At 61.6% G+C, this 21,300-nt stretch carries 24 protein-coding genes and 2 pseudogenes; 7 read left to right on the forward strand and 19 right to left on the reverse strand.

Annotated elements, in window-relative coordinates:
- Window positions 1-154: 154 nt before the first annotated feature.
- The 3 genes from XH80_RS02340 to XH80_RS02350 all read right to left on the reverse strand — a co-directional run bounded on the left by XH80_RS02340 (window position 155) and on the right by XH80_RS02350 (window position 2,823).
- The gene (locus tag XH80_RS02340; RefSeq protein ID WP_271597161.1) at window positions 155-706 is read right to left on the reverse strand and encodes a DUF4142 domain-containing protein; all 552 of its coding nucleotides are present in this window, start codon (window positions 704-706) and stop codon (window positions 155-157) included.
- An 81-nt stretch (window positions 707-787) separates the two neighbouring features.
- Window positions 788-1,015, reverse strand: coding sequence for a hypothetical protein (locus XH80_RS02345; protein WP_128953211.1), 228 nt, complete (start codon window positions 1,013-1,015; stop codon window positions 788-790).
- Between the two features lie 8 nt (window positions 1,016-1,023).
- The gene (locus XH80_RS02350; protein WP_271597162.1) at window positions 1,024-2,823 is read right to left on the reverse strand and encodes a thiamine pyrophosphate-requiring protein; all 1,800 of its coding nucleotides are present in this window, start codon (window positions 2,821-2,823) and stop codon (window positions 1,024-1,026) included.
- A 142-nt stretch (window positions 2,824-2,965) separates the two neighbouring features.
- Here XH80_RS02350 and XH80_RS02355 point away from each other — a divergent pair, with 142 nt between their 5' ends.
- The 4 genes and pseudogenes from XH80_RS02355 to XH80_RS02370 form a co-directional block, all read left to right on the forward strand.
- Complete coding sequence (locus XH80_RS02355) at window positions 2,966-3,340, forward strand: PRC-barrel domain-containing protein (protein WP_271597163.1); 375 nt, start codon at window positions 2,966-2,968, stop codon at window positions 3,338-3,340.
- A 27-nt stretch (window positions 3,341-3,367) separates the two neighbouring features.
- Complete coding sequence (locus XH80_RS02360; RefSeq protein ID WP_167354000.1) at window positions 3,368-3,526, forward strand: hypothetical protein; 159 nt, start codon at window positions 3,368-3,370, stop codon at window positions 3,524-3,526.
- Window positions 3,527-3,712: 186 nt separating this feature from the next.
- The gene (locus tag XH80_RS02365) at window positions 3,713-4,870 is read left to right on the forward strand and encodes an HlyD family secretion protein (RefSeq protein WP_271597164.1); all 1,158 of its coding nucleotides are present in this window, start codon (window positions 3,713-3,715) and stop codon (window positions 4,868-4,870) included.
- Window positions 4,867-5,748: pseudogene (locus XH80_RS02370) on the forward strand (DHA2 family efflux MFS transporter permease subunit); the annotation flags it as partial. The gene XH80_RS02365 and the pseudogene XH80_RS02370, both read left to right, overlap by 4 nt.
- Before the next feature lie 4 nt (window positions 5,749-5,752).
- Here XH80_RS02370 and XH80_RS02375 read toward each other — a convergent pair.
- The 4 genes and pseudogenes from XH80_RS02375 to XH80_RS02390 form a co-directional block, all read right to left on the reverse strand.
- Window positions 5,753-6,058: pseudogene (locus XH80_RS02375) on the reverse strand (Crp/Fnr family transcriptional regulator); the annotation flags it as partial.
- Between the two features lie 179 nt (window positions 6,059-6,237).
- Window positions 6,238-6,705 (reverse strand): hypothetical protein, encoded by a 468-nt coding sequence (locus XH80_RS02380; protein ID WP_271597165.1) that lies wholly within the window; start codon window positions 6,703-6,705, stop codon window positions 6,238-6,240.
- Window positions 6,706-6,978: 273 nt separating this feature from the next.
- Window positions 6,979-7,599 carry a general stress protein gene (locus tag XH80_RS02385; RefSeq protein ID WP_014493210.1) on the reverse strand — a complete coding sequence of 207 codons (621 nt, stop codon included), beginning with the start codon at window positions 7,597-7,599 and terminating at the stop codon, window positions 6,979-6,981.
- 25 nt (window positions 7,600-7,624) lie between these two features.
- Window positions 7,625-7,942, reverse strand: coding sequence for a hypothetical protein (locus XH80_RS02390; protein WP_014493211.1), 318 nt, complete (start codon window positions 7,940-7,942; stop codon window positions 7,625-7,627).
- A 227-nt stretch (window positions 7,943-8,169) separates the two neighbouring features.
- Here XH80_RS02390 and XH80_RS02395 point away from each other — a divergent pair, with 227 nt between their 5' ends.
- Window positions 8,170-8,676, forward strand: coding sequence for a YciE/YciF ferroxidase family protein (locus XH80_RS02395; RefSeq protein ID WP_039153471.1), 507 nt, complete (start codon window positions 8,170-8,172; stop codon window positions 8,674-8,676).
- Window positions 8,677-8,821: 145 nt separating this feature from the next.
- On the opposite strand, the gene XH80_RS02400 is transcribed toward XH80_RS02395, so the two are convergent.
- Window positions 8,822-10,147: an MFS transporter gene (locus XH80_RS02400; RefSeq protein ID WP_014493213.1), complete on the reverse strand. Its 1,326-nt coding sequence runs from the start codon at window positions 10,145-10,147 to the stop codon at window positions 8,822-8,824.
- A 247-nt stretch (window positions 10,148-10,394) separates the two neighbouring features.
- Complete coding sequence (locus XH80_RS02405) at window positions 10,395-10,556, reverse strand: hypothetical protein (protein WP_014493214.1); 162 nt, start codon at window positions 10,554-10,556, stop codon at window positions 10,395-10,397.
- A 172-nt stretch (window positions 10,557-10,728) separates the two neighbouring features.
- Between XH80_RS02405 and XH80_RS02410 the strand changes: the two genes are divergently transcribed.
- Window positions 10,729-11,733, forward strand: coding sequence for an alpha/beta fold hydrolase (locus tag XH80_RS02410; RefSeq protein WP_271597166.1), 1,005 nt, complete (start codon window positions 10,729-10,731; stop codon window positions 11,731-11,733).
- A gap of 93 nt (window positions 11,734-11,826) precedes the next feature.
- Window positions 11,827-13,005 (forward strand): AI-2E family transporter, encoded by a 1,179-nt coding sequence (locus XH80_RS02415; RefSeq protein WP_271597167.1) that lies wholly within the window; start codon window positions 11,827-11,829, stop codon window positions 13,003-13,005.
- A 63-nt stretch (window positions 13,006-13,068) separates the two neighbouring features.
- Here XH80_RS02415 and XH80_RS02420 read toward each other — a convergent pair whose 3' ends face one another.
- From XH80_RS02420 to XH80_RS02470, 10 genes are all read right to left on the reverse strand, one after another.
- Window positions 13,069-14,160: a PAS domain-containing sensor histidine kinase gene (locus tag XH80_RS02420; RefSeq protein WP_271597168.1), complete on the reverse strand. Its 1,092-nt coding sequence runs from the start codon at window positions 14,158-14,160 to the stop codon at window positions 13,069-13,071.
- A 29-nt stretch (window positions 14,161-14,189) separates the two neighbouring features.
- Window positions 14,190-14,981, reverse strand: a complete 792-nt coding sequence (locus XH80_RS02425; protein WP_038959680.1) for an alpha/beta fold hydrolase — start codon at window positions 14,979-14,981, stop codon at window positions 14,190-14,192.
- A gap of 114 nt (window positions 14,982-15,095) precedes the next feature.
- Window positions 15,096-15,494, reverse strand: a complete 399-nt coding sequence (locus XH80_RS02430; RefSeq protein ID WP_039153463.1) for a low affinity iron permease family protein — start codon at window positions 15,492-15,494, stop codon at window positions 15,096-15,098.
- Between the two features lie 86 nt (window positions 15,495-15,580).
- A complete protein-coding gene (locus XH80_RS02435; RefSeq protein ID WP_035632832.1) occupies window positions 15,581-15,937 on the reverse strand; it encodes a response regulator in 357 nt (118 codons plus the stop codon).
- 121 nt (window positions 15,938-16,058) lie between these two features.
- Window positions 16,059-16,430: a signal transduction histidine kinase gene (locus XH80_RS02440; protein ID WP_271597169.1), complete on the reverse strand. Its 372-nt coding sequence runs from the start codon at window positions 16,428-16,430 to the stop codon at window positions 16,059-16,061.
- Between the two features lie 27 nt (window positions 16,431-16,457).
- Window positions 16,458-16,859 (reverse strand): hypothetical protein, encoded by a 402-nt coding sequence (locus tag XH80_RS02445; RefSeq protein ID WP_271597170.1) that lies wholly within the window; start codon window positions 16,857-16,859, stop codon window positions 16,458-16,460.
- A gap of 835 nt (window positions 16,860-17,694) precedes the next feature.
- On the reverse strand, window positions 17,695-18,504 hold the full coding sequence (locus XH80_RS02450) for a transglutaminase-like domain-containing protein (RefSeq protein ID WP_271597171.1): 810 nt from the start codon (window positions 18,502-18,504) through the stop codon (window positions 17,695-17,697).
- A gap of 135 nt (window positions 18,505-18,639) precedes the next feature.
- The gene (locus tag XH80_RS02455; protein ID WP_271597172.1) at window positions 18,640-19,524 is read right to left on the reverse strand and encodes a transglutaminase family protein; all 885 of its coding nucleotides are present in this window, start codon (window positions 19,522-19,524) and stop codon (window positions 18,640-18,642) included.
- A gap of 226 nt (window positions 19,525-19,750) precedes the next feature.
- Window positions 19,751-20,518, reverse strand: coding sequence for a DUF1236 domain-containing protein (locus XH80_RS02460; protein WP_271597173.1), 768 nt, complete (start codon window positions 20,516-20,518; stop codon window positions 19,751-19,753).
- 403 nt (window positions 20,519-20,921) lie between these two features.
- Entirely contained in the window at window positions 20,922-21,275 is a 354-nt protein-coding gene (locus XH80_RS02470) for a CsbD family protein (RefSeq protein ID WP_253590966.1), read from the reverse strand.
- Window positions 21,276-21,300: the final 25 nt, after the last annotated feature.

A 21,300-nucleotide genomic window follows, 5' to 3' on the forward strand; every position in this document is an offset into this window, starting at 1 on the left:
GTGGCGCTCGCCGCGCGGACGACGTGCCGGCGGGACACTGAAGTCTTGTCTTGATGTGCCATGAGGGCCTCCACATTCGCGATCTCAATGCGCGGAGGCTGGCATCGTTGCAGAATGATGGACGCCGGGGGCACCGGCGTCCTCACGAAGGCTTCTACTTCGACTGCCCAACGCTCGGTGCTTTGCCGAGCTCCTTGGCCATGTCGAGGTGGTGCCTGAGCGCGGGCAGCGTCTTACCCGCCCAATCCTTCAGCTCGGAATTATCGCCGCCCTTGGCGTAACGCTCAAAAAGGGAGACTGCGTCCTCGTGGGCGCTGACTTGGTAGGAGTTGTAGTCCGTGCTGAAATCCTTGCCCGAGGCACTCTTGAGCTTGTCGAGCTTGCTCTGGTGCGAGCTGTCGAGCGCGGTCGGCAACGTCGCCTGGACCTTGCCGTTACCGACGAGGCCCTTCAGCTCGCTGCTGGTCTTGGTGTGGTCGGTGACCATTTGCTGCGCAAAGCTCTTCTCCTGCGCGTTGCCCTTCTGCTCTGCGAGCTTGCTCGACTCGATCTCGAACATGTCGCTGACGGCGACCTCCTTGACGAAATCGGCGGTCGCAGGCGCGACGCCGAGCGCCGAATTGACGCCGGTCTTCTCGCCAAGCGACTGGGCGAGAGCTGGGCCTGCAAGCACCACGCAGGTAATGGCGATGACGGTACGTTTCATGATCCGGTCCCTCTGATGAGCGGCGCGGCACTTGCCCCACCGGTCTTTCCGGCGATCAACACGGCTTCGGGACCGAGGTTCCTAATCCGTGGGGTGACGGCCGGTGCGGGGATTGATCGGATCGGTCGGCTTCCGCCGCAGCCGCTCGGGCAGGAACGGCTCGGACGGCGAGGCCGACGGTTCGGCTCGCACGTCGGCATGACGCTGCGCCCGCTCGTGCGGCGTCTGGTTGGTGTTGATCTGACGCTTCACGTCGACGCCGTCGACGGGATCGTTGACGCCATGCTGAATGTCACGAAAGTCGCTCATGGTTCACCTCATTCCTTTCCAGGCAGGATCGATTCAAGCACCTGCCGCGCCGCGCCCTTGATCACGCTGCTTTCGTTGGGATCGCCCTTCATCAAGGCGAGCGAGAAGTTCTTCGCCTGCTGCAAGGTGATGTGCGGTGGCAGCGGCGGCACCTCGGGATCGGTCTTCACCTCCAGGACCACAGGCTTCTCGCTTGCCAGCGCCTGTTCCCAGGCCGAGCCGAGCAGCTGCGGGCTGTCGACGAAGATGCCGGTGAGGCCGATCATCTCGGCAAAGCGCGAATAGGGCACGTCGGGGATGCGCTGGGAGGCCTCGAATTTGGGGTCGCCATTGATGATGCGCTGCTCCCAGGTGACCTGGTTGAGGTCCTCGTTGTTGAAGACGCAGACGACGAAGCGCGGATCGCGCCAGGATCGCCAGTATTTGGCGGCCGTGATCAATTCGGCCATGTTGTTCATCTGCATGGCGCCGTCGCCGACCAATGCGATCACGGGGCGGTCAGGATGGGCATATTTCGCCGCCAGCGCATAACGCACGGCGGCGCCCATCGAGGCGAGACCGCCGGAGAGCGAGGCCATCATGCCGCGTCGTATTTTCAGATCGCGCGCAAACCAGTTGGCGCAGGAGCCGGAATCGCTGGTGATGATGGCGTTCTCGGGCAGGCGCGGCGACAATTCCCAGGCGACGAGCTGCGGATTGATCGGCGCGGCGGGCTGATGCGCCCGGCCGTCCAGCGTTGTCCACCATTTGGCGACGTCATCGACGATCGACTGCCGCCAGGCGCCGTCGCTCTTGGGAGCGAGCCGCGGCAGCAGGCTCCGCAACGTCTCGGCGGCATCGCCGACCAGGCTGACCTCCATGGGGAAACGGATCGACGTCATGCCGGCGTCGATGTCGATCTGAACGCCGCGCGCGGCGCCTTCCTTGGGAAGGAATTCTGCGTAAGGGAACGCGGAGCCGACCATCAGCAGCGTGTCGCATTCCATCATCATGTTGTAGCTCGGCTCGGTGCCGAGCAGGCCGATCGAGCCCGTCACCCATGGCAGGTCGTCCGGCAGCGCCGCCTTGCCCAGCAGCGCCTTGGCGCAGCCGGCCGACAGGCGGTCGGCGACTGCAATCACTTCGTCAGTGGCGTGCAGCGCGCCCGCACCGACCAGCATCGCGACCTTCTTGCCGGCGTTGAGAACTTCGGCGGCATGATCGAGCTCGGCCTCGCGCGGCATCATTCGTGGACCGCTGTAGCCGACGCCGGAATGCAGCGTGCCGTGCGCGCGCGGAGGCCCTTCATAGGGCTCTTCCTGCAGGTCGTTGGGCAGGATGATGGCCGTCGGGGCCCGGCGTGCGAGCGCGATCCGTACCGCGCGGTCGATCAGGTGCCGCACTTGAGCGGGCGAGGAGGCCTGCGCGACATAGGCGCCGGCAACGTCCTTGAACATCGAGACGAGATCGAGTTCCTGCTGGTAGCTGCCACCGAGCGCGTTTCGCGCCTGCTGGCCGACAATCGCCAGCACCGGCTGGTGGTCGAGCAGCGCGTCATAGAGCCCGGTGATGAGATGCGAGGCGCCGGGGCCCGAGGTTGCGATGCAGACGCCAAGCTCGCCGCAGAATTTCGCATAGGCCGATGCCATGAACGCCGCCATTTCCTCGTGGCGGGCCTGCACGAAGCCGATCCTGGTCTCGGCCTTGGCCTCGGCCCGGTTCAGGGCGCCGAACACGCCATTGATGCCGTCGCCGGGGTAACCGAAGATGTGACGCACGCCCCATTGATGCAGACGCTGGACGACGAAGTCGGAGACGGTCTGAGACATCGCGGGCGACTCCCGGTTTCCTTGGCTGGACAATCAAGAACAGCGCGCCTGCGGTGATGTTCCTGTCAGGGCGCAGGTGCCCTCTGGAACGATCGCCCCTTGGCGCTCGTTGGTCCAGACACTGGCTGAGTGGAGAATAGACATGTTGAATCAAGGCGAGCTGGACCGCGGCGAGATGGGCCGTCTGATCGGCAGTGACAAGGTCGAGGGAACATCGGTCTACGGTGCCGACCGCAACCGGATCGGTTCGATCGAGCGCGTGATGATCGACAAGATCAGCGGCAAGGTGTCCTACGCCGTGCTCGGCTTCGGCGGATTCCTGGGGATCGGCAACGATCACTATCCGTTGCCCTGGCAGTCGCTGAAATACGACACCGAGCTCGGCGGCTATGTCACCGGAATCACCGCGAAGGCGCTCGAAGGCGCGCCGAAATATGGCGAGCGCAGCGATTGGAACTGGGGTGATGACGCCGCGATGCGCGGCGTCAATGCCTACTATGGCGTTCCGTTCGCTTAAAGCTCGTTGCAGACAAAGGCAGACCCGATGAGCAAGGAAAAGCCCACCGACGATCCCAGGCAGCAGAACGACTGGGGATCGCACGCCCAGACGGACAAGCCCTGGAAGGGCAATCCGGAGAAGGAGCAGAGGTCCGGCGACAAGAAGCCCGATCTGGAGAAATGGCAGGAGACCAAAACGCACTGATCTGGTGCGCAGGCAATGAATGAAGCGCGGTACCGCCGGTGCCGCGCTTCTTTCTTGCGCAATGCGTTCACGATTGACGGCGGTGCTTCCGGCAGCCGGAACCATGCCCCAGCGCTGCGGTTAGGTTCCGGCGTGCGCGCAAGGCGAGCCTCTGCCGCAGCAAAAACCCCGATCGAGGTGTTCGCCGTGGATGCTCAAATCCGGGAGCGTGGCCCGTCGGCGGAGCAGCCGCAGAAGGCGGAAGCTCCAAAGACTTCGCCTGATCCAAAGCACGAGGGCAAGGAGCAGCCGGCCAAGCCGGACCAAACTCCGACGCTGCGCGAGCGGATCGCCGAGCACTGGCTGCTCGCAAGCGTCGGCGCCATCGTGCTGATCGCCGCGTTGGTCGGCGGTCTGCTCTACTGGCTCCAGGTCCGCCACTATGAATCCACCGATGATGCCTTCGTCGCCGCCCGCAGCTTTTCCGTGGCCTCGAAGGTCGGCGGCTACGTCACCGATATCCCTGTGACCGACAACCAGCATGTCAATGCCGGCGATCTCCTCGCCAGGATCGACGAGCGCGATTATCGCATCGCCGTCGATCAGGCCGAGGCCCAGGCCGAGGTCTCCAAGGCCAACATCAGCAATGTCGCGGCGCAGATCGATTCCCAACAGGAGCAGATCAAGCAGGCCCAGGCGCAGCTCGAGCAGGCGCAGGCCCAGCTTCAGTTCGCGCAGGAGGAGTTCAACCGCGCACAAGATCTCGTCGAGAAGGGCGCCGGCACCGTGCAGCGTCAGCAGCAGACCCGCTCCGATCTTCAGGCCCAACAGGCCAACACGGAGCGCGCGAAGACGGCGGTGATTGCGGCGCAGGTCGGCATCAAGAGTCTGCAAGCCCAGCTGGAAGGCGCCAAGGCGCAACTCGAGCAGTCGCAGGCGCAGCTCGATCAGGCCAGGCTGAACCTGCAATACACCGGCGTCGTCGCGGCGCAGTCCGGCCGCGTCGTCAAGCTCTCCGGCGCGAAGGGCACGTTCGTTACCGCAGGCCAGAGCCTGATGATGTTCGTCCCCGACGATGTCTGGATCGTCGCCAATTACAAGGAGACTCAACTTGCCGACATGCGGCCGGGCCAGCCGGTCGAGATCCGCATCGACGCCTATCCCGGGCGCAAGCTGACCGGCCATGTCGATTCCGTGCAGCCGGGCTCCGGCACCGCCTTCAGCCTGCTGCCGGCGGAGAATGCCACCGGCAATTACGTCAAGGTGGTGCAGCGCGTGCCGGTGAAGATCGTGGTCGACGTTTGGCCGGCCGACCTGCCTGTCGGCCCCGGCATGTCGGTCGTGCCCTGGACCAGGGTGCGATGACGAACTCAACGCAAGACGGCGCGTCCACTGGTGCCTGGTCGCCGGAGCGCTCGGCGGCCGGCGGGCACAATCCTTATCTCATCGCCTTCGTGGTCTCGATCGCGACCTTCATGGAGGTGCTCGACACCACCATCGCCAATGTCGCGTTGCGCCACATTGCCGGCGGGCTCGCGGTCGGCATCGACGAGAGCACCTACGTCATCACCAGCTATCTCGTCGCCAATGCCATCGTGCTGTCGATCTCGGGCTGGCTGTCGACCGTGATCGGCCGCAAGCGCTTCTACATGCTCTGCGTGGCGACCTTCTCGGTGGCGTCCCTGTTGTGCGGCTTCGCGTGGAATTTGCAGGCGCTGGTGCTGTTCCGCATCCTGCAAGGTCTCGGCGGCGGCGGCATGGCCACCAGCGAGCAGGCGATCCTCGCCGATTCCTTCCCGCCGGAGAAACGGGGCCAGGCCTTTGCGATCTATGGGGTCGCCGTTGTCGTCGCGCCGGTGGTCGGCCCGACGCTTGGCGGCTGGATCACCGATACCTATAGCTGGCACTGGGTGTTCCTGATCAACGTGCCGATGGGGCTGCTCTCGCTGTTCCTGGTCGGCACGCTGGTCAAGGAGCCGTCGGGCGCGGAGGAGGAGCGGGCGAAGCTGCTCGCGAAGGGCCTGCGCGTCGACTATATCGGCTTCGCCCTGGTCGCGATCGGGCTCGGCTCGCTCGAATTCGTGCTCGACGAAGGCCAGCGCAACGACTGGTTCGGCTCGAACATGATCGTGCTTTTCGCGGTGCTCGCGGCGGTCTCGCTGCTCGCGCTCATCCCGTGGGAGCTGACGCGCGAAGACCCCATCGTCGATCTCCGCCTGCTCGGCCGCCGCCAGTTCGCCGCCTAAGTTTCGATATTCTAGTGATGATGCTGTCTTCCATTGCCGTAGTCGTCGCGATACGCAATGGCTGGCCGTTGAGACAACCTTCACCAAAGAATTGTCCCGGCTCCAACATCCCGACGACGGCTTCCTTGCCCTGGTCGGAAACGACCGTGAGCTTGATCTTTCCTTTTTGAATGTAGAAAACCGCGTCCGCGACATCTCCCTGCACGAACACGCTCTGACCTTTGCCAAGCTTTGAGATCGATTTTCCTGCCCCAACCTTGGCGAGGAAGGTCTTGGGATCAAACTTGTCCTTCGCGGGCTTGGCCAAATGGACGCTCTCATTCCCTAGGTGTAATGCCCCGTAATATTAGCAGAATGTCCGCTTCGTGGAAGGCGCAGCGCGGGAGAGCGGGAACGGAAATCACATCAGGGAATTCCGGCCCCCAAGGGTCCAGGTATGGACATCCCGAAAAGCTGCGCAGATTGCGCCCTGCGCAGGTTGGCCGGCTATCCGCGTTGCTCCACCGCTTTTTCGCGGCCGAGCGATTCGGCACAAGCCCGTGCAACGGCCGAATTTGGCTCGGTGCTTCCCGGCATCGTGGCCCAACCTCCCTTTTCAACGAACTTGCCCTGGTCCGATACATAGGTCGTCTTCTTCATTTCGGTCAGGTTCGCCGAGGCATCAGCGGTCTGTCGAAACTTTTCAACGCAGATGGGTGTGAGAGCTGCGACGACGGCCGTCGCAGCGCGGCTTGCAGCGAGGGTCTCTGCGGACCCACCGGTCACCCAGCCGCCCCAGCTGAAGCCAACGATCGCCAGGGCCATCGCCCCAGCCACAGCACCCCACAGAACGGAGCGCGCGGTCGCCTTTGTCTCCCGGGAGATGTCCATGATGTCGCCTTTGACTGAGAGGATCGAGATAGCTTGAGGAAGCCAAGCATGTCGATCGCTGGGCGGCTGTACCAAATTGCTCATTCGGCGTGTGGAGGCCCAACTCGGATGGGCACAGATGTGCCGCATGCCCCCGCCCGCGTTGTGTGCCTATTTGAACAGACAGCGCAGTCTACCCGCGCTCTATTCTTGAATTGCCTGACTTGAAATCATACTTCCGATCAGCCCGGCCCTCGCGGCCGGGCTTTTCGTTCCGGCTCCATCGATCTGAGATCCATTCCAGGGGTTTTGCTTCGAAAGAGTTTCTCCACGTAGGTCGAAAGAAAAGGCCCGCCGGAGCGGGCCTTTGAATGTTGCCTAGCGAAGTGCGCCACCGTATTGCTGCCGCTCCTTGCGAATCTCCTCGGCGCCGTAGGGCTTGCTGGCCGGATCGAATGATTTCCACCCGGCCTTTTGCCAGGCAGCGCTGCGGTCACGCAGGTTGATGGCCGACTCGTTCAATATTGCATCGAAGCGAGACTGGTCTGCATCGGCCACGCGTGCCGACACCAGCGTGCCGCCACGACGGACGCCCTCGGCATAGGAGTGCGCGTCCTCTTCCGAAACGCCAGCCTGCGTCAGCGCTCCGACAATTCCGCCGGTAGCTGCACCTGCGGCTGCGCCGACCGCCGTCGCGGCCAGCCAGCCGGCTGCGACAACGGGCCCGAGGCCGGGGATCGCCAGCAGGCCGAGCCCGGCAAGAAGGCCGGCCGTGCCACCCACGCCCGCACCAATGCCGGCGCCTGTCCCGGCACCCTCGGCGCGATCGTCGACCCCATCGCCGTCGCGGTCCACCTTCTTGTCGGTGTTGAACCAGCTGTCTGAATTGTTGGCGACGATGCTGATGTCCGAGTGCGGCACGCCTGCGGCTTCCAGGCGTCGAACAGCCTGCTGGGCATCATTGTGGTTGTCGTAAAGACGAGAAATTGTAACGGTCATGCTGAGCCTTCCTTACTTCGCGCTATTACTTGGCGCTATTGACGTTGCCCTGAAAATCGACGCTGACCGCAGCGACTGAGCCGCTCTTGCTCGCCTTGCCGCGCCAGACACCATTGTCGTCCTTCTTCAACTCTGTGACGTTGGTGTAGCCGGCATCCTCGATCTTCGACTTGGCTTGTCCTTCGGTGAAACTGTTACGACCGGCGACGGGAGCGTTGGAGTTGTTTTGACCGGGGCTATTGACGGCGCTGTTGTTCGGCCCCGACTGCGCGGGCGGATTTTGCGCCGAAGCCGTGGTGGCCGCCAATAATCCAATGCAAATGAGCAGAAGTGAACGTTTCATAGTTTTCTCCAGTGTTCAGGTGGGAGCCCAATCTCTCGTCGCCGCGTTAGTTCCTCGCGCCGCAGCGTAAGTGGAGTTCCGCGGCGGCTAGGTAGCGCTTCAGTTGCCGGGAACGCGGTCGCGTATCGCGCCGGAGGTTGCGACGACTCGTCAACTGACGCTTGAGGAACTTAGCCGGACGCGCGGGATTGCCTCCCACAATCCCCCCCACATCGCGGAGATGGACCATGGCGAAAATGAAGAAGCTCGAAGACCTGTTTCACGACACTCTCAAGGACGTCTATTTCGCCGAGAAGAAGATTCTCGCGACCCTGCCGAAAATGATGAAGGCTGCGCAGCATGCCGACCTCAAGGCCGCTTTCGAGAAACACCTTGGCGAGACCGAAGGTCAGATCGAGCGCCTGGAGCAGGTGTTCGCCGAAATCGACAAGAAGCCCCAGGGCAAGACCTGTGATGCCATCGTGGGTATCGCGAAGGAAGGGCAGGAGATCATGGACGAGTACGAGGGCATGCCCGCCCACGATGCCGGGTTGCTCGCCGCTGCGCAGGCCGTCGAACACTACGAGATGAGCCGCTACGGCACGCTTCGTACCTGGGCCGAGGAACTCGGTTACACCAAGTCGGTCAAGTTGCTCCAGCAGACCCTCGACCAGGAACGTGCGACTGACGCCGCGCTGACCAAGCTTGCGAAAGCCGTCATCAACCTGGACGCTGAGCAAGACGAAGCAGCGTGAGTGAGCGGGGCGCGGCCCGACCGAATGCGGCGGCGTCCGTTATCTCAACATGTCGGCTGCAGGCTCGCTCCACTTCGTTCGGCACGCTTTCACCGCTGCCGAACGAAGACGTCCCTCATTTTAGGGGCGTATGACGATTCGCGCATTAGTGCGCCATCGCGATCTCACCCGACAAATGCTCGCGCCTTGCATCAATCCGCAACATCACGACAACGATCGCGCCCGCCAGCGCGCACCCCGCCAGCAGGAGAAGGCCGGCGGTAAAGTTGCCGGTCAGATCCTTCAGATAGCCCATCGCGTAGGGACCGGCGAAACCCGAAAGATTTCCGAGCGAGTTGATCGCGGCAATGCCGGCGGCGGCCGATGCGCCCGTCAGGAAACTCGCCGGCAGCGGCCAGAACATCGGGGGTACCGCGGAGACGCCGATCTGTGCAAAACAAAGCAGCGCCATGACGACGACGGCGTTTGAGACGAACCCTGCCAATCCGATTCCAATCGCGGCCATGAGCAGTGCCACCGCGACGTGACCCTTTCGTTCCATGGTCCGATCCGAATGACGACCGAGCAGCACCATGCCCACGGCGCCGAAGACAAAGGGCAGCGCCGCAAGCAATCCGGTCTGGGTATCGCTGACGCCAAACCCCTTGATGATGGTCGGCAGGAAGAACGCCACTCCGTAGCTTGCGGCATTCAGGCAGAAATACACCAACGCGCACATGAGAATGCGCGGATCCGTGAGCGCCTGCCCCAGGGACAGGTGCTCGACCTTTTCCTTGTTCAGCTTCTCGGTCGCCTGCACGTTCTCCAGCCACGCAATTTCATCCCGTTGCAGCCAACGCGCCTGGCGCGGCAAATCGGTCAGGTAGATCAGGACGCCGATGCCCACCAGAACCGATGGCAGCGCCTCGAGAATGAACAGCCACTGCCAGCCGTCCAGTCCCCAGCCGGTCAGGCCTAGCAGCATCCCGGAGATTGGCGATCCGATGATGGATGATATCGGGATCGCCAGCATGAACAGGCTGATGACCCTGGCGCGGTAAACCGCCGGGAACCACAGGGTCAAATAGAAGATGATGCCCGGAAAGAAGCCTGCCTCGCAGGCGCCGAGCAGCAGACGGAGCGAGTAGAAGACGCCCGTCGTCGGAATTCCGGTCGCCGCCGATATCGATGGGATGAACGCGAAGGCCGCCGAGACGATCCCCCACGTGATCATGATGCGGGCGATCCACACGCGCGCGCCGACCTTCTCCAGAAAGATGTTGGACGGTACTTCAAACAGAAAATAACCGACGAAGAACAGGCCTGCGCCCAATCCAAAGGCTGCTTCACTCAAGCCGAGCGCCTCGTTCATGTGCAGCTTGGCAAAGCTGACATTGACCCGGTCGAGATAAGCCACGAAGTAACACAGGATCAGGAACGGAATGAGCCGCCACATCACCTTGCCGATGACACGTTTCTCGACGTCTTGCATGGCGCAGCCTCTCGCTTGGTAGTTTGAGCTCCATGTCCCATTAAGCGGTAGCGTCGCCAGCCGACAGGACTGGCACGCCTCGTGGTGTCGATCTGGCGAACAAACGCTTCGATCATTCGCGCCGCCTCACTCCGCACGGCAAAGATAGTATGAAACGATCGTCAGTCTGAGTCTGAGCAAAATTGCTCACAGCATCTGTTCCTGTCGGCGCAGCAACGCAGCCAGCTGGCGGTCTCATCGACCACTGCTAACCGGCTGGCTTTTCCTTCTCATGCGGCGTGCCACGATTTTCGTCAGTCTGCTCGGCATCCCCCGGCGTTTTCCCTGCCATGTTTCCGGGATTGAAATGGTACTTGCCATCCGGATTCTCGCCGGGCTGCTTCTCAGTTGGATTCTTGTTGTTAGTCATTGGACCAGTCACTCCTTGGGAAGAGTAACAATGTTGAACGGGACCGAGGTCTCTATGTTCCCAAAGCTGCGATCTATCGCGTGGAACGAAAGCTCGCTCGTCCCCGTTGAGCATAACCTGCAACATTTCTCATTGGCGTGAGGCGTCGTGCAGACCACTTGAGGTGTTGCACATGGCTTTTTCGCAAACACGTTCTTCCGCATTCCTATCCGATTGTCTGGCCGCCTTCAGGCGATATCCCGCCATCGCCGCCTTTGCTGGGGCCGCTACCCTTGTGGCGGCGACGGCGATCGCGAACCGGCATCTTGCCGATAAAGCGCAGCGTGATAACCCGCCACGGGGTCGGTTCATCGACGTCGACGGGGTTCGGCTGCACTATGTGGAGCGCGGCAATGGCCGGCCGCTGGTTCTCTTCCACGGCAATGGCAGCATGATCCAGGATTTCGAGTCGAGCGGCCTGATCGATCTGGCAGCCGAGAATTACCGGGTGATCGTGTTCGACCGACCGGGATTCGGGCATAGCCTGCGGCCGCGAAACGTGGTTTGGACGCCGGAGGCACAGGCGGACCTGTTCAGGAAGGCATTTGATGGGCTGGGCGTTCAGCGAGCCATCGTACTCGGGCATTCGTGGGGGGCGTCGGTCGCGGTTGCGCTGGCGATAAGGCATCCTTCCTTCGTCGAAGCGCTGGTGCTGGCATCGGGATACTATTTTCCGACCGCGCGAGCCGACGCAGTGGCCTCATCTCTATCCGCTACACCCGCGCTTGGCGATATCATCAGCTACACTGTCTCACCGATCCTGGGTCGATTGATGTGGCCGGCAATGTTGCGCAAGGTGTTTGGCCCGCAACCAGTCCCCGGCAAATTCGCCGGCTTTCCGAAGGAAATGGCCGTCCGGCCATCACAGCTCCGCGCCAGTGCGGCGGAATCGACGTTGATGGTTCCCGCTGCATTTGCTTCCTCGAAGACCTACGGCGAACTCGACATGCCGACGATCATACTCGCGGGCGAGGATGATCGTTTGATCGATATCGATGAGCAATCGGCCAGGCTGCATGACGAGGTCAAGCAGAGCAAGCTGCACCGCATTGCCGGAGCCGGACATATGATCCAGCAATCTGCCACGCGAGGTCTAATGGCGGCTATCGACGAAGCCGCTGCCGAGACCCTGCACTAGTCCATCGGATGCGGCGATGCGCTGGCGCGTACCGCTCGCCATGACCGCGCAGGGCTACCTGGCTGGGTCCGGGCTCCGGCAGGACAGATTTGCGTGGAGGATGGAGGAAACGCCTTGGTTTCGCTTTCGATGTTGCCGGAGGAGTCCCCCTCGTCGCCAGGGCAGGACGCCGGCGCGTCGGAATCGGAGGCCCTGCCAACGCAGGCGGTCGACAATGTCGAGATGCCGCTGCCGTCCAGTCCGCAGACGTTCTTTCTCGGTAGCCTGTTGACACTGGCCGTCCTAGCGGCCGTGTACGTGGCAAGCTCGATCATATTGCCCGTGGTGCTCGCCTTCGTGTTGCAACTCATTCTGCAACCTGCCGTGGATCTTCTCGAGCGTATCGGCCTACCCCGTGCCGTCGGCGCGCTCTTGGCGATCCTGCTGGTCGTGGGAGCGCTCGTGGGCTTCGTGGCAGCCTTGTCAGTACCCGCCGCGTCGTGGGCGGAGAAGTTGCCGGACGGCTTACCGCGCCTGGAAACTCATCTGGTCGTCCTGAAGCGCCCGATCGAAGCGCTGCAAAAGGTTGTCCAGCAGGCGGAGCACGTCGCGGACTCTCCCGGGAAAAAGGAGCCCACCGTTTCGGTTCGCCGCGATCTCGGTCTGACCGGCGTGCTCTTTGCCGGAACGCGCGCCGTGCTCGACGGCCTGTTCACGACGGTTCTGGTGCTCTATTTCCTTCTGGTCGCAGGCGACATTTTTCTACGACGCATCGTCGAGGTGCTGCCGAATTTTGGCGACAAGAGGCAGGCCGTGGATATCTTCCAGCAGATCGAAGCGGACATATCGGCCTATCTGCTCACGATCACGGCCATGAATGCTGCGGTGGGAATTGCGACGGCGGCTGCGATGTACCTCTGCGGGCTTGGAGATCCCTTGTTGTGGGGAGCCGCTGCTTTCCTGCTCAACTACGTTCCAATTCTGGGGCCGTTGTTGGGAACCGTCATCTTCCTGCTGGCCGGAATGTTGAGTTTCGACAGCTTGTGGTGGGCCTTGCTGCCGGCGATTCTTTACTTCTGCATCCACCTCGCCGAGGGCGAGACCCTGACTCCCATGCTGCTTGCGCGACGCTTCACCCTGAACCCCGTGCTGATCATCCTGTCGCTGGTGTTCTGGTTCTGGATGTGGGGGGTGCCTGGCGCGATCCTGGCCGTTCCAATGCTGGCCATTCTGAAGATCGTCAGCGATCGCGTCCGTCCGCTAAAGGCTTTGGGGCACGTCCTCGAAGGATAATCGCAGCGTCTTGGTGATGGATTGAGGACGTACCGCCGGCGGGGCACGGCCAGTGCTGGCAGGCTACGAAAGAGGCATAGAGAAGGTGAAGCGGGTTCCAGCGGAGTTCGATGCGACGGTCAAAGCGCCCCCATGGGCCTTTGCGATCTGAGAGGCGATGTAGAGCCCCAATCCAAGCCCCTGCTTGCTCGCACGAGCTTTGCCGCGGAAGAACGGTTCGAACAACTTCTCCATCACCGTTTCCGGAATCGCCTCACCCGCATTGGCTACCCAGAGTTCGAACGATCCCTTTCGCGTCTCGGCGTGAACGACGATGGGTTTGTCGGTTGCCCCGTGCGTCACCGCGTTGCCGAGAAGGTTGGAGAGGAGCTGGCCGATGCGGATGCGATTGCAGTTCACCGGCTCGTGGATGGCAAATTCGGTCTCGATGACCCGGCCGGGTGAGGCCAGTCTCAGTTCGTCGACCACCTGGGCAAGGGCAGGTTCGAGCGGCGCTCTTGCATCGCGTTCCAGGGTAATGCCGCCGCCCAGCCGACCGCGCGCGAAGTCGAGAACGTTGTCGATCATCGAGGCCATTCGCATGACCGTGGTCTGCATCATGGCGATGACCTGGTGTTCCTTTTCGCTATGGACGGTTCGGTCGAGAATTCTCGCGCCGGCGCTAATGGAGGCGAGAGGATTGCGAAGATCGTGACCGAGCACGGCGATGAACTGTTCGCGCAACTCGGAGGTTTCGTGCTCGAGCCGCAGCAGTTCTTGCGTCGCCTTCTCGGCGCCAATCGCCAATTCTCGGGCGGCCAGAAGCTCGTGCTCGTAGCGCCGCCGATCCGTCGCCTTGATCAGGGCTAGACGGATGAGCAGCAGCCTTCCTTCCGGATCGCGGCGCTCGTTCGCGTTGGCGATCATCTGCAGCGGCGTACCGGCGGCGGTCAACACGTCGATGGCGAATTCGTCGAAGGATCCCTGCATTCGGAGCAGCGGCGCGATATGGGTTTCGTAATAGATGCGGCCCGGCATGGTCAGGAAATCGCTGAAGCGCTTCCCGATCATCTGTGGCGCCGTATGTCCGCTCCATTCCAGGAAGGTGAGGTTGACGTACTCGATCCGGCCGTTCGGCTGCAGGGTGACGTAACCGCAGGGCGCATTGTCGATCATGTCCTTGAACTGGGGATCGGAGGCGCGCACTAGACAAAAGGTCGCATCGCCGCGATGACCTCTTCCGGCGCGCTCAGATTTGGGCAATGCCCGGTCGCGTCCAGGACTATCATCCGGCTGTTGGGAATATTGCGGGCGACAAACTCGCCGACCTCCGGAGGGGCGATAATATCCTCGCTGCACTGGAGAACGAGGGTCGGAAGGGAGACCTCCGCGAGGTCTTCGCGGTTGTCGGAGGTGAAGGTCACCCGGGCGAACGCTTTGGCGATTTCGGGATCCGCGCTGCAGAAGCTATTGGTTAGCTCCTGACCCAGTTCCGGTCGATCGGGATTGCCCATGATCATCGGCGCCATCTGCATCGACCAACCCATGTGGTTCGAGTCGAGAAACCTGAGCAATTCCTCGATCTGCTGAGCGCTGAACCCACCAACGTATCCGTCGTCGTCGATGTAACGGGGTGACGGACCGATAAGCACGAGCTTGCCGAACATCCCGGGGGCTTGTCGGGCGGCCAGCACGCCGATCATGCTGCTGACGGAATGTCCCACGAAGACGGAATCCTTCAATCCGAGCTCCGTGCCGATTTCGACCACGTCTTTGGCGTAGCCGGACAGGGTCGAATATTTGGCGCTGTCGTAGGCCGAAAGGTCGGAGCCGCCGGCGCCGACGTGGTCGAACACAACGGTCATGAAATCCTTTTCGAACGCGGGAGCCACAAAGCGCCACATGTTCTGGTCGCACCCGAAGCCGTGTGCGAAGATCATCGTCCGGTGGCCGGCGCCGCGAACGCGAACGTTATTTCGTTTGATTGTGCCTGCCATCAGGACTCCCTGAATCGCCCTTTATCGCGCAGTTCCTCCAACGTCGCCGGGCCGCGGTCCGGTTTGCGAGGCCTGAATGCAGTGGAGATGTCCGGTCCTGCGAGCCGATCCGGATCAGCCGGCGCGCTCGAGCATCTCGACTTTCGCTTGCTTGATTTCTTCATCCGACGCCTCCTCGATGCCCGCAATGCGGTTGCTTGCGGCCTTGGTCGCCAGGATCAATTCGTCGAGTTTCAACTGCAAGGCCAGCGTGTCGCGGTTCTGCGTTGCCTGGATCAGAAAGACCATCAGGAACGTCACGATTGTCGTGCCCGTGTTGATGACGAGCTGCCAGGTATCGCTGAAGCCGAATAAGGGACCTGTGATCGCCCACACGAGTACGACGGCAACTGCCAGCAGAAAGGTCGTCGGTCGGCCGGAAATGCGCGAGGTCGCAACTGCCAGCCGGGCGAACCAATTGCCGCTTGGTTGAGCATTCGCGGACGTAGAGCCTATGGGCAGATTTGCGCGCATTGAATGATTTCCTTGGCGAAGCGGAAGCCACACCGCAGATGTCTGCAAGTCAGCTATTGGCGATCGACGGACCGCAAGGAGCGCCGTCAGCTGATGGAAGGAGGCCGTCTTTCTTTTCCCATTTGTCTGACCGCTTCGACGATGCGGTCGGGTTGGTAGGGCTTGTGCAAGGTGAGACTGCCAGGCACCGGACGGGCCTCGACGGGCGAGAAGCCGGTCGCGTAGATCACCTGCAGCTGGGGATCATGCTCCCGACAACGTTCGGCGATCTGCCACCCGTCAACTCCGCCGGGCAGCCTGATGTCGGTGACCAGAACGTCCGCGATCTGCCTCTTGCACAATGCCAGCGCTTGCTCACCATTGGAGGCGTGAAAGACCTCGTAGCCTTCCTCGCGCAGAGCGTCGACCACCAATTCGCGGACAAGTGGATCGTCCTCGACCATAAGTATTCGCACCGGTGGCTCCTCAATACTCTTGACGACTGTTGCAAGTCTGGAACGGCCCAGCCTTGAGAGGGTTCCGCGGCGACGCTGCCAACGTCGCAGCATTCTCGGAATCAGAGACTCAGGCCATCCTGTGAAATGCCGGTGGCAACGTCTCTCGAACCAGTTGACTCAGATCCAGCGCCTCCCCGCTGTCCGCAATGTCGGAGAATAGAACCTCGACGAAGGGATGCTGTCGGTTGAATACCGCGCCTCGCTGGTATTTCGCGCTCACGATCCGCTGAAGTGCGGCAAGGTTCAGTCTGCCAAGCGCATTGTATTGATCGCGAAACAGGCTTTGTCGCCCACCACCATGCTCGATGGAGTTCGCCCAGACGTCCATCACCTTCCGCCCAATAAACGCTTCCACGCAATCATTTCCATCCTGAGCGAGAAGCCTTAGTCCATCCATGACGTGTGGTCCGTCATCGACCCGAAACTGTGTAAGCGACATGGGAGTCCTCCTGTTATCGGCGTCCATCTAGATCGGCGGGCAGTCGTGGACTGCTCCTCCCTCGTTGTCCCATCGCGACAGCGCCAGGGCACTTGATCTTGCATCGGCAGGCGAGTCTTCTGTCACCGGTAATTTGCCGCGACCGGCATCATCCTTGTGGTTGTGAAGAAACCGGGCGATTTGGCTGCGGAGCGCCGATGTCGCCAGTAACTTGCCGACCGACCCCGCAGTGTCGAAGATCGGCCGTTGCAGCGTCGTCGGCAGGGCGTTCCATCGTATGATGATGGCCGCGCCCAGACACCGCAAAACACGTTCTTCTTGGGCCGCAAGGGCTGCACCGTACGAGCGGTTCTCATCCGGATCGGGCGGGTGCTCGGCCAGTTCGCCGTGCTTGGCTTCTCTCGCCCGAGATTGCTGAGATCTAGACATGCCGGGCCCCTTTCGTTGAAAGTCGCGGCCCCTTCCGAACAAACCCCGATGGGGTGATCAGACTCAAATAGATATGGGGATCAAAGGTCCGGACAACGAGCCCAAAGTCCAAATAAACTTGCACGATAGTTGGCATCGTTTGGCGTCCAGTTGCGTCGTGCAAAGAGCATTGCCGCGACAGCGGACTGCGGTGATCCCGCCAAACTCCCGGTCGTGAGCAATATTGACCAGCGGGCGGCGCTGCCGGGTCCATACTGCTGCGATCGCCGTGGACACCGATCGGTGAGAGTTCGATAGTGCCGCTGCCCTTATTCCGCAGGGGGCGAGCGTGCTCGGGTCACAAGCCAGGGCCCCTAACGCCTCGCGCGACGTGGCGACCAGTGCTGGCTTTGGAGTGAAAAGTGAGGACGATGAAATGACAACGCTACCGCGGAACGATCTGGATCGTCACGATTGGGCTACCCGGGCATCCGAGGCTCTGGCGCAAGCAAAGCAGTTGCCGGCCGGAGCGATGCGATTCGAAGCCATCAGAAAAGCCGAGCAACTTGGCCTTGCCGCTGAGATGAGGAAATGGCTGATACCGAAGAAGCCCAACGGCGCCCCGAAAGTGACTGGCTGACGGCGATCTCGGTTTCGAAACGGTGAAGTGCTGATTTGGGCGAGAAGCCCAGGCCCAGAGAGCAGACCAGAAGGGCTTTCCTAAAGGAACGGCCCCAGGGCGTGGGGGCGCGCTGGGGCCGTCATTTCATCGGATGCGTGGGGGCACTTGCATCCGGTCGCCCGTTACCAAGCAACGCCGCCGACATTCGTTCCAGGAAAGCCGCAAGTCGCGTTGCTAGGAAGTGATCTCGTCGGTCCACACCTTGAAGCTCACCAGGGTGTTGGGCCCGAACGTCTGCGTAATCGGGACGTCAGCAGCGTCACGTCCCTGGGCAATCAGGATGCGTCCAATCCGTGGCACGTTGTTGCGCGGATCGAACGTGTACCAACGTCCGCCAATGTAGGCCTCGAACCATCCGGCGAAGTCTCCTGGGGCATAGGGGGGCGGCATGCCGATGTCGCCCAAATAGCCGGTGCAGTACCTTGCCGGAATGTTCATGCAGCGGCAGAACGTAATGGCCAGATGCGCAAAGTCGCGACAAACGCCCTTGCCCTCGTGGTACACTTCCCGAGAGGTCTTGGTGGCGCGCGCGTGCTCGTAGCCGAATTGAATGTGATTGTGGACGAAATCGCAGATCGCCTGAACGCGCGCCCATCCGGGCGGCTGCTTCTCGAAGAGCTTCCACGCGGTGTCGGATAGCTGGTCGGTTTCGCAATAGCGACTGCCGAGAAGATACACGATCGTCTCTGCCGGCAAGTCCTCGACCGCGTGTTGGGAAGCCGAGGGCACGGTGGCGTCTGGCAAGCCCGTGTCGCGAATGATGCCATCAGCCGCCAGCCGCAGTCGACCGGCTGGAGCAACGATACGGCTGCACCAGTTACCGAAGCTATCGCGGTATGGGTTGATCGCCACCGGAGGATCAGTGGTCAGATAGTCAGGCACGATAACGTCGGAAGCCCTGGTAAAATGAACGCCCAGGACCATGATCATGGGTGTGGGCTGCGGAAACTCGTAGATCATCTCATAGCCGACCCGGATCTTCACTCGGCGTCCTCCAAGGTCGAGAAGGCTGCTCGACCGCTTCGATCTTGTGTGTGCTCACCCTACACTCGCGACACAGCGCGGCGCGAACCCCAACGCCCTGGTGGTGCTTGTGTTCCAGCCAGTTCATCACGGCAGCTACAATAGAGCCGATGCTGTTTTGACGTTGACCTCCACATTCATTCCAAGCTCGTCCTCCCGACTTCCCCAATAGGTGCCGAACAGGGGAATGGCCTGGCTCGGGATTCTGGCCACCGCGACGCGAATTAAATCCCGGTTTCCGACGATTCCGTTGGTCGGATCGAACTCGACCCAGCCCGAACCGGGGACGTAAATCTGGCACCAGGCATGAGTGGCTCCCCCACCCAGCCAGGTAGGTCCATCGCGATCCGGTACGTAGATGTAGCCCGTGATAAAGCGCGCGGCGAAGCCCAGACTGCGTGCGGCTTCAATCATCAAAACGGCAAAGTCCCTGCAGGTGCCTTTCCTCAGTTCAAGTGTGGTGGAGGGAATTTGAGTTCCTGGCGCCGTGCGGCGGTCATACGCGAAGCCATCCGAGATTGCTTCATTGAGGGTCATCAGGAGCTGGCCCGTCGGATGTTTCGTCCCCCGCGTGAGAAAGGTGTCCAGCCACCGGCCAACATGATCTTCCGGGTCGGAGAACCATCTCTGAACATAAGGTGCCAGGTCAGGCGCCTCTTCGTCATGATACGTGAATGGATGGTCCTTCGCGTAGTCCTCAATCCTGAAGTCCGGGGCGTTCTCCGGAGTGTGGTCAACCTTGATTTCACAGTCGAATCGCAAGTAATCGCTCGCGCGGTCAAAGTCGATGTGCGCGACGCAATTCCCAAAGACATCATGAAGCCATCTCACCTCTGAGGGCTTCGGCGTCACATCGAGCGAGAAGTCAATCAGTCGTTGATCGAAGCTGTCCCGCGGACGCGCCATTAGCTGATGCCGGCCGAGCCTTACCTCGCGCTCGTACCGGTACGTTGTACTATGCCGGACGATGAAGATCGCCATGATGTCGCCGGTCGACGAGGGTTAAGGGCTCACGATTCGCTCGGTTGATGGCGACGATCGCATTCCGACGGGAAATGTATCTGAATTTGCCGACAACTGACGAGATCTTCGGAAGGGCGTGGCGCAAGCGATGCCAGGGCAGGTTCGCATGTCTGGTTGACCCATACAACAAGGGCGGCTCTCGAGCCGCCCTCGTAACTGCCTGTCATACGCCTGGCGTGGTCGCCTAGCCTTCGATGATGTAGACGATCTCGTGGGTGCGCGGGCGAAGAACGATGTACCTTCCGTGCACGAGGATGAAATCGTATCCACGCCATTCCGGATAGATCTCGACGATACGTGCTGGCATCGGGTAATAACGGACGCCCGCCGGCACGGCCGTTCCGACCGAGAGGTTGAAGTTCACGTTTGCAACTTCCTCGACCTTCTCTTGCTTCATCGCCGAACTGATCTGGGTGCGCTTCTCGGCGGGAGGCGTCGCTGCCGCTGCGGTTGCGGCGTTGCCGGTCGTCTTGTTGTCCGAGGTCGAGGGCTTGGTCTCGGCAGTCGGAGTCTTCAAGTCCTTCGAGGTCGCGGCCGAATCAGACGATTTCGTCTTGCTTTCGGCTTTCATCTCGCTCGCCGCCTTGCCGCCCGAAGGCGACGTCGTTTCGGCGGCCGGATTCTTCAGGTCTTTCGTGGTGGCCGGCGTCGTTGACTCCGAGGCCTTCGACTTGCCATCGGCCTTCATGTCACCGGTCGTTTTCGCATCCGGTTTGCCCTGCGCATGTTGGGGCGCCATCTCCTTTGACCCAGCACCTGGGGTAGCCTTCTCGACTCCCTTTGCCGCCGGTGCATTCATCGGCGCCGCAGGATCACCTTTCGGCGAAGCGGCCGTCGGAGAGTCCTTCGCCGCTCCTTGGTTGGCGCCTTGAGCTGTAGCAAACCCGGTCGTGGCCAATAGGGCCGCAACGGCCGCAGAAACCATTAATGACTTTCTCATCTGATTTTCCAATTCAAATTCAATCTATGCCGACGGACGCCGGCCATAGGGTGCAACGGCTCCGACCTCCTAGAGTTCCGCTTTCTCCGATTGAACCATCACTCGAGCTGCGCAAGCCGTCATCGGCGGCGGGCGATGGCAACTCCCAGCAGGAAGGCGACCAGCAGAGAGCCAAGAGGGGCTTCGCGCGCGATATTGCTCAGGATGCTCAGCGGCATTCCTGGCTTTCGTCCCGCTTCTATCGCACCCGCAAGCCGATTGGCCGTTCCCTTCACGGCGTCGGAGACTTCCGCGATAGGAGATTTCGGCTCTGAAGCAGGATCCAGGCTTTCGTGGGGGAGGGGGCGAGCGGGATGTCGTCGCTCATGATTCAATCTCCAATCCAGCAATTGCTCGGCTGCACCCGTCCCAAACGCTATCGTGCGCGCCGCGTCGGGCGCGCCAGCCATTGCGCCAACACAAATCCGATCGCGCCGGCGATCAGCATCGAACCGAGCGGATTATCCTGCACCTTCCTGGCGATCGCTTGTGTGCCGTCGCGGAAGGTCTCGCCGCTGTTCTCATAGGCGTCCTTGGCGTAGTCGGCGGCGGCATCCGTAACGTCGCGCGCTGCGTCCTTGGCTTGGCCGTACAGGTTCTGCGCGGTGCCTTTCGCCTCGCGGAGACGGCCCGCTGCCTGGCTCTTTGCATCTCCGGCGATATCGCCGACGGTGCCCTCGAGTTTACCGGCGAACTCCTTCGCCGAACCGGCAATGCGATCGTTCTCCATAGCAGATACTCCTTGGGGTGAAAGT

Source organism: Bradyrhizobium sp. CCBAU 45384, assembly GCF_028128665.1.
Classification (GTDB): Bacteria; Pseudomonadota; Alphaproteobacteria; order Rhizobiales; family Xanthobacteraceae; genus Bradyrhizobium; species Bradyrhizobium manausense.

What these genes read in the sequence shown, in the direction of transcription:
- XH80_RS02340 (WP_271597161.1), bottom strand. Translation starts at nt 706, where the DNA reads ATGAAACGTACCGTCATCGCCATTACCTGCGTGGTGCTTGCAGGCCCA.
- XH80_RS02345 (WP_128953211.1), bottom strand. Translation starts at nt 1,015, where the DNA reads ATGAGCGACTTTCGTGACATTCAGCATGGCGTCAACGATCCCGTCGAC.
- XH80_RS02350 (WP_271597162.1), bottom strand. Translation starts at nt 2,823, where the DNA reads ATGTCTCAGACCGTCTCCGACTTCGTCGTCCAGCGTCTGCATCAATGG.
- XH80_RS02355 (WP_271597163.1), top strand. Translation starts at nt 2,966, where the DNA reads ATGTTGAATCAAGGCGAGCTGGACCGCGGCGAGATGGGCCGTCTGATC.
- XH80_RS02360 (WP_167354000.1), top strand. Translation starts at nt 3,368, where the DNA reads ATGAGCAAGGAAAAGCCCACCGACGATCCCAGGCAGCAGAACGACTGG.
- XH80_RS02380 (WP_271597165.1), bottom strand. Translation starts at nt 6,705, where the DNA reads ATGAGCAATTTGGTACAGCCGCCCAGCGATCGACATGCTTGGCTTCCT.
- XH80_RS02385 (WP_014493210.1), bottom strand. Translation starts at nt 7,599, where the DNA reads ATGACCGTTACAATTTCTCGTCTTTACGACAACCACAATGATGCCCAG.
- XH80_RS02390 (WP_014493211.1), bottom strand. Translation starts at nt 7,942, where the DNA reads ATGAAACGTTCACTTCTGCTCATTTGCATTGGATTATTGGCGGCCACC.
- XH80_RS02395 (WP_039153471.1), top strand. Translation starts at nt 8,170, where the DNA reads ATGGCGAAAATGAAGAAGCTCGAAGACCTGTTTCACGACACTCTCAAG.
- XH80_RS02400 (WP_014493213.1), bottom strand. Translation starts at nt 10,147, where the DNA reads ATGCAAGACGTCGAGAAACGTGTCATCGGCAAGGTGATGTGGCGGCTC.
- XH80_RS02405 (WP_014493214.1), bottom strand. Translation starts at nt 10,556, where the DNA reads ATGACTAACAACAAGAATCCAACTGAGAAGCAGCCCGGCGAGAATCCG.
- XH80_RS02410 (WP_271597166.1), top strand. Translation starts at nt 10,729, where the DNA reads ATGGCTTTTTCGCAAACACGTTCTTCCGCATTCCTATCCGATTGTCTG.
- XH80_RS02420 (WP_271597168.1), bottom strand. Translation starts at nt 14,160, where the DNA reads ATGATCGACAATGCGCCCTGCGGTTACGTCACCCTGCAGCCGAACGGC.
- XH80_RS02425 (WP_038959680.1), bottom strand. Translation starts at nt 14,981, where the DNA reads ATGGCAGGCACAATCAAACGAAATAACGTTCGCGTTCGCGGCGCCGGC.
- XH80_RS02430 (WP_039153463.1), bottom strand. Translation starts at nt 15,494, where the DNA reads ATGCGCGCAAATCTGCCCATAGGCTCTACGTCCGCGAATGCTCAACCA.
- XH80_RS02435 (WP_035632832.1), bottom strand. Translation starts at nt 15,937, where the DNA reads ATGGTCGAGGACGATCCACTTGTCCGCGAATTGGTGGTCGACGCTCTG.
- XH80_RS02440 (WP_271597169.1), bottom strand. Translation starts at nt 16,430, where the DNA reads ATGTCGCTTACACAGTTTCGGGTCGATGACGGACCACACGTCATGGAT.
- XH80_RS02445 (WP_271597170.1), bottom strand. Translation starts at nt 16,859, where the DNA reads ATGTCTAGATCTCAGCAATCTCGGGCGAGAGAAGCCAAGCACGGCGAA.
- XH80_RS02455 (WP_271597172.1), bottom strand. Translation starts at nt 19,524, where the DNA reads ATGGCGATCTTCATCGTCCGGCATAGTACAACGTACCGGTACGAGCGC.
- XH80_RS02470 (WP_253590966.1), bottom strand. Translation starts at nt 21,275, where the DNA reads ATGGAGAACGATCGCATTGCCGGTTCGGCGAAGGAGTTCGCCGGTAAA.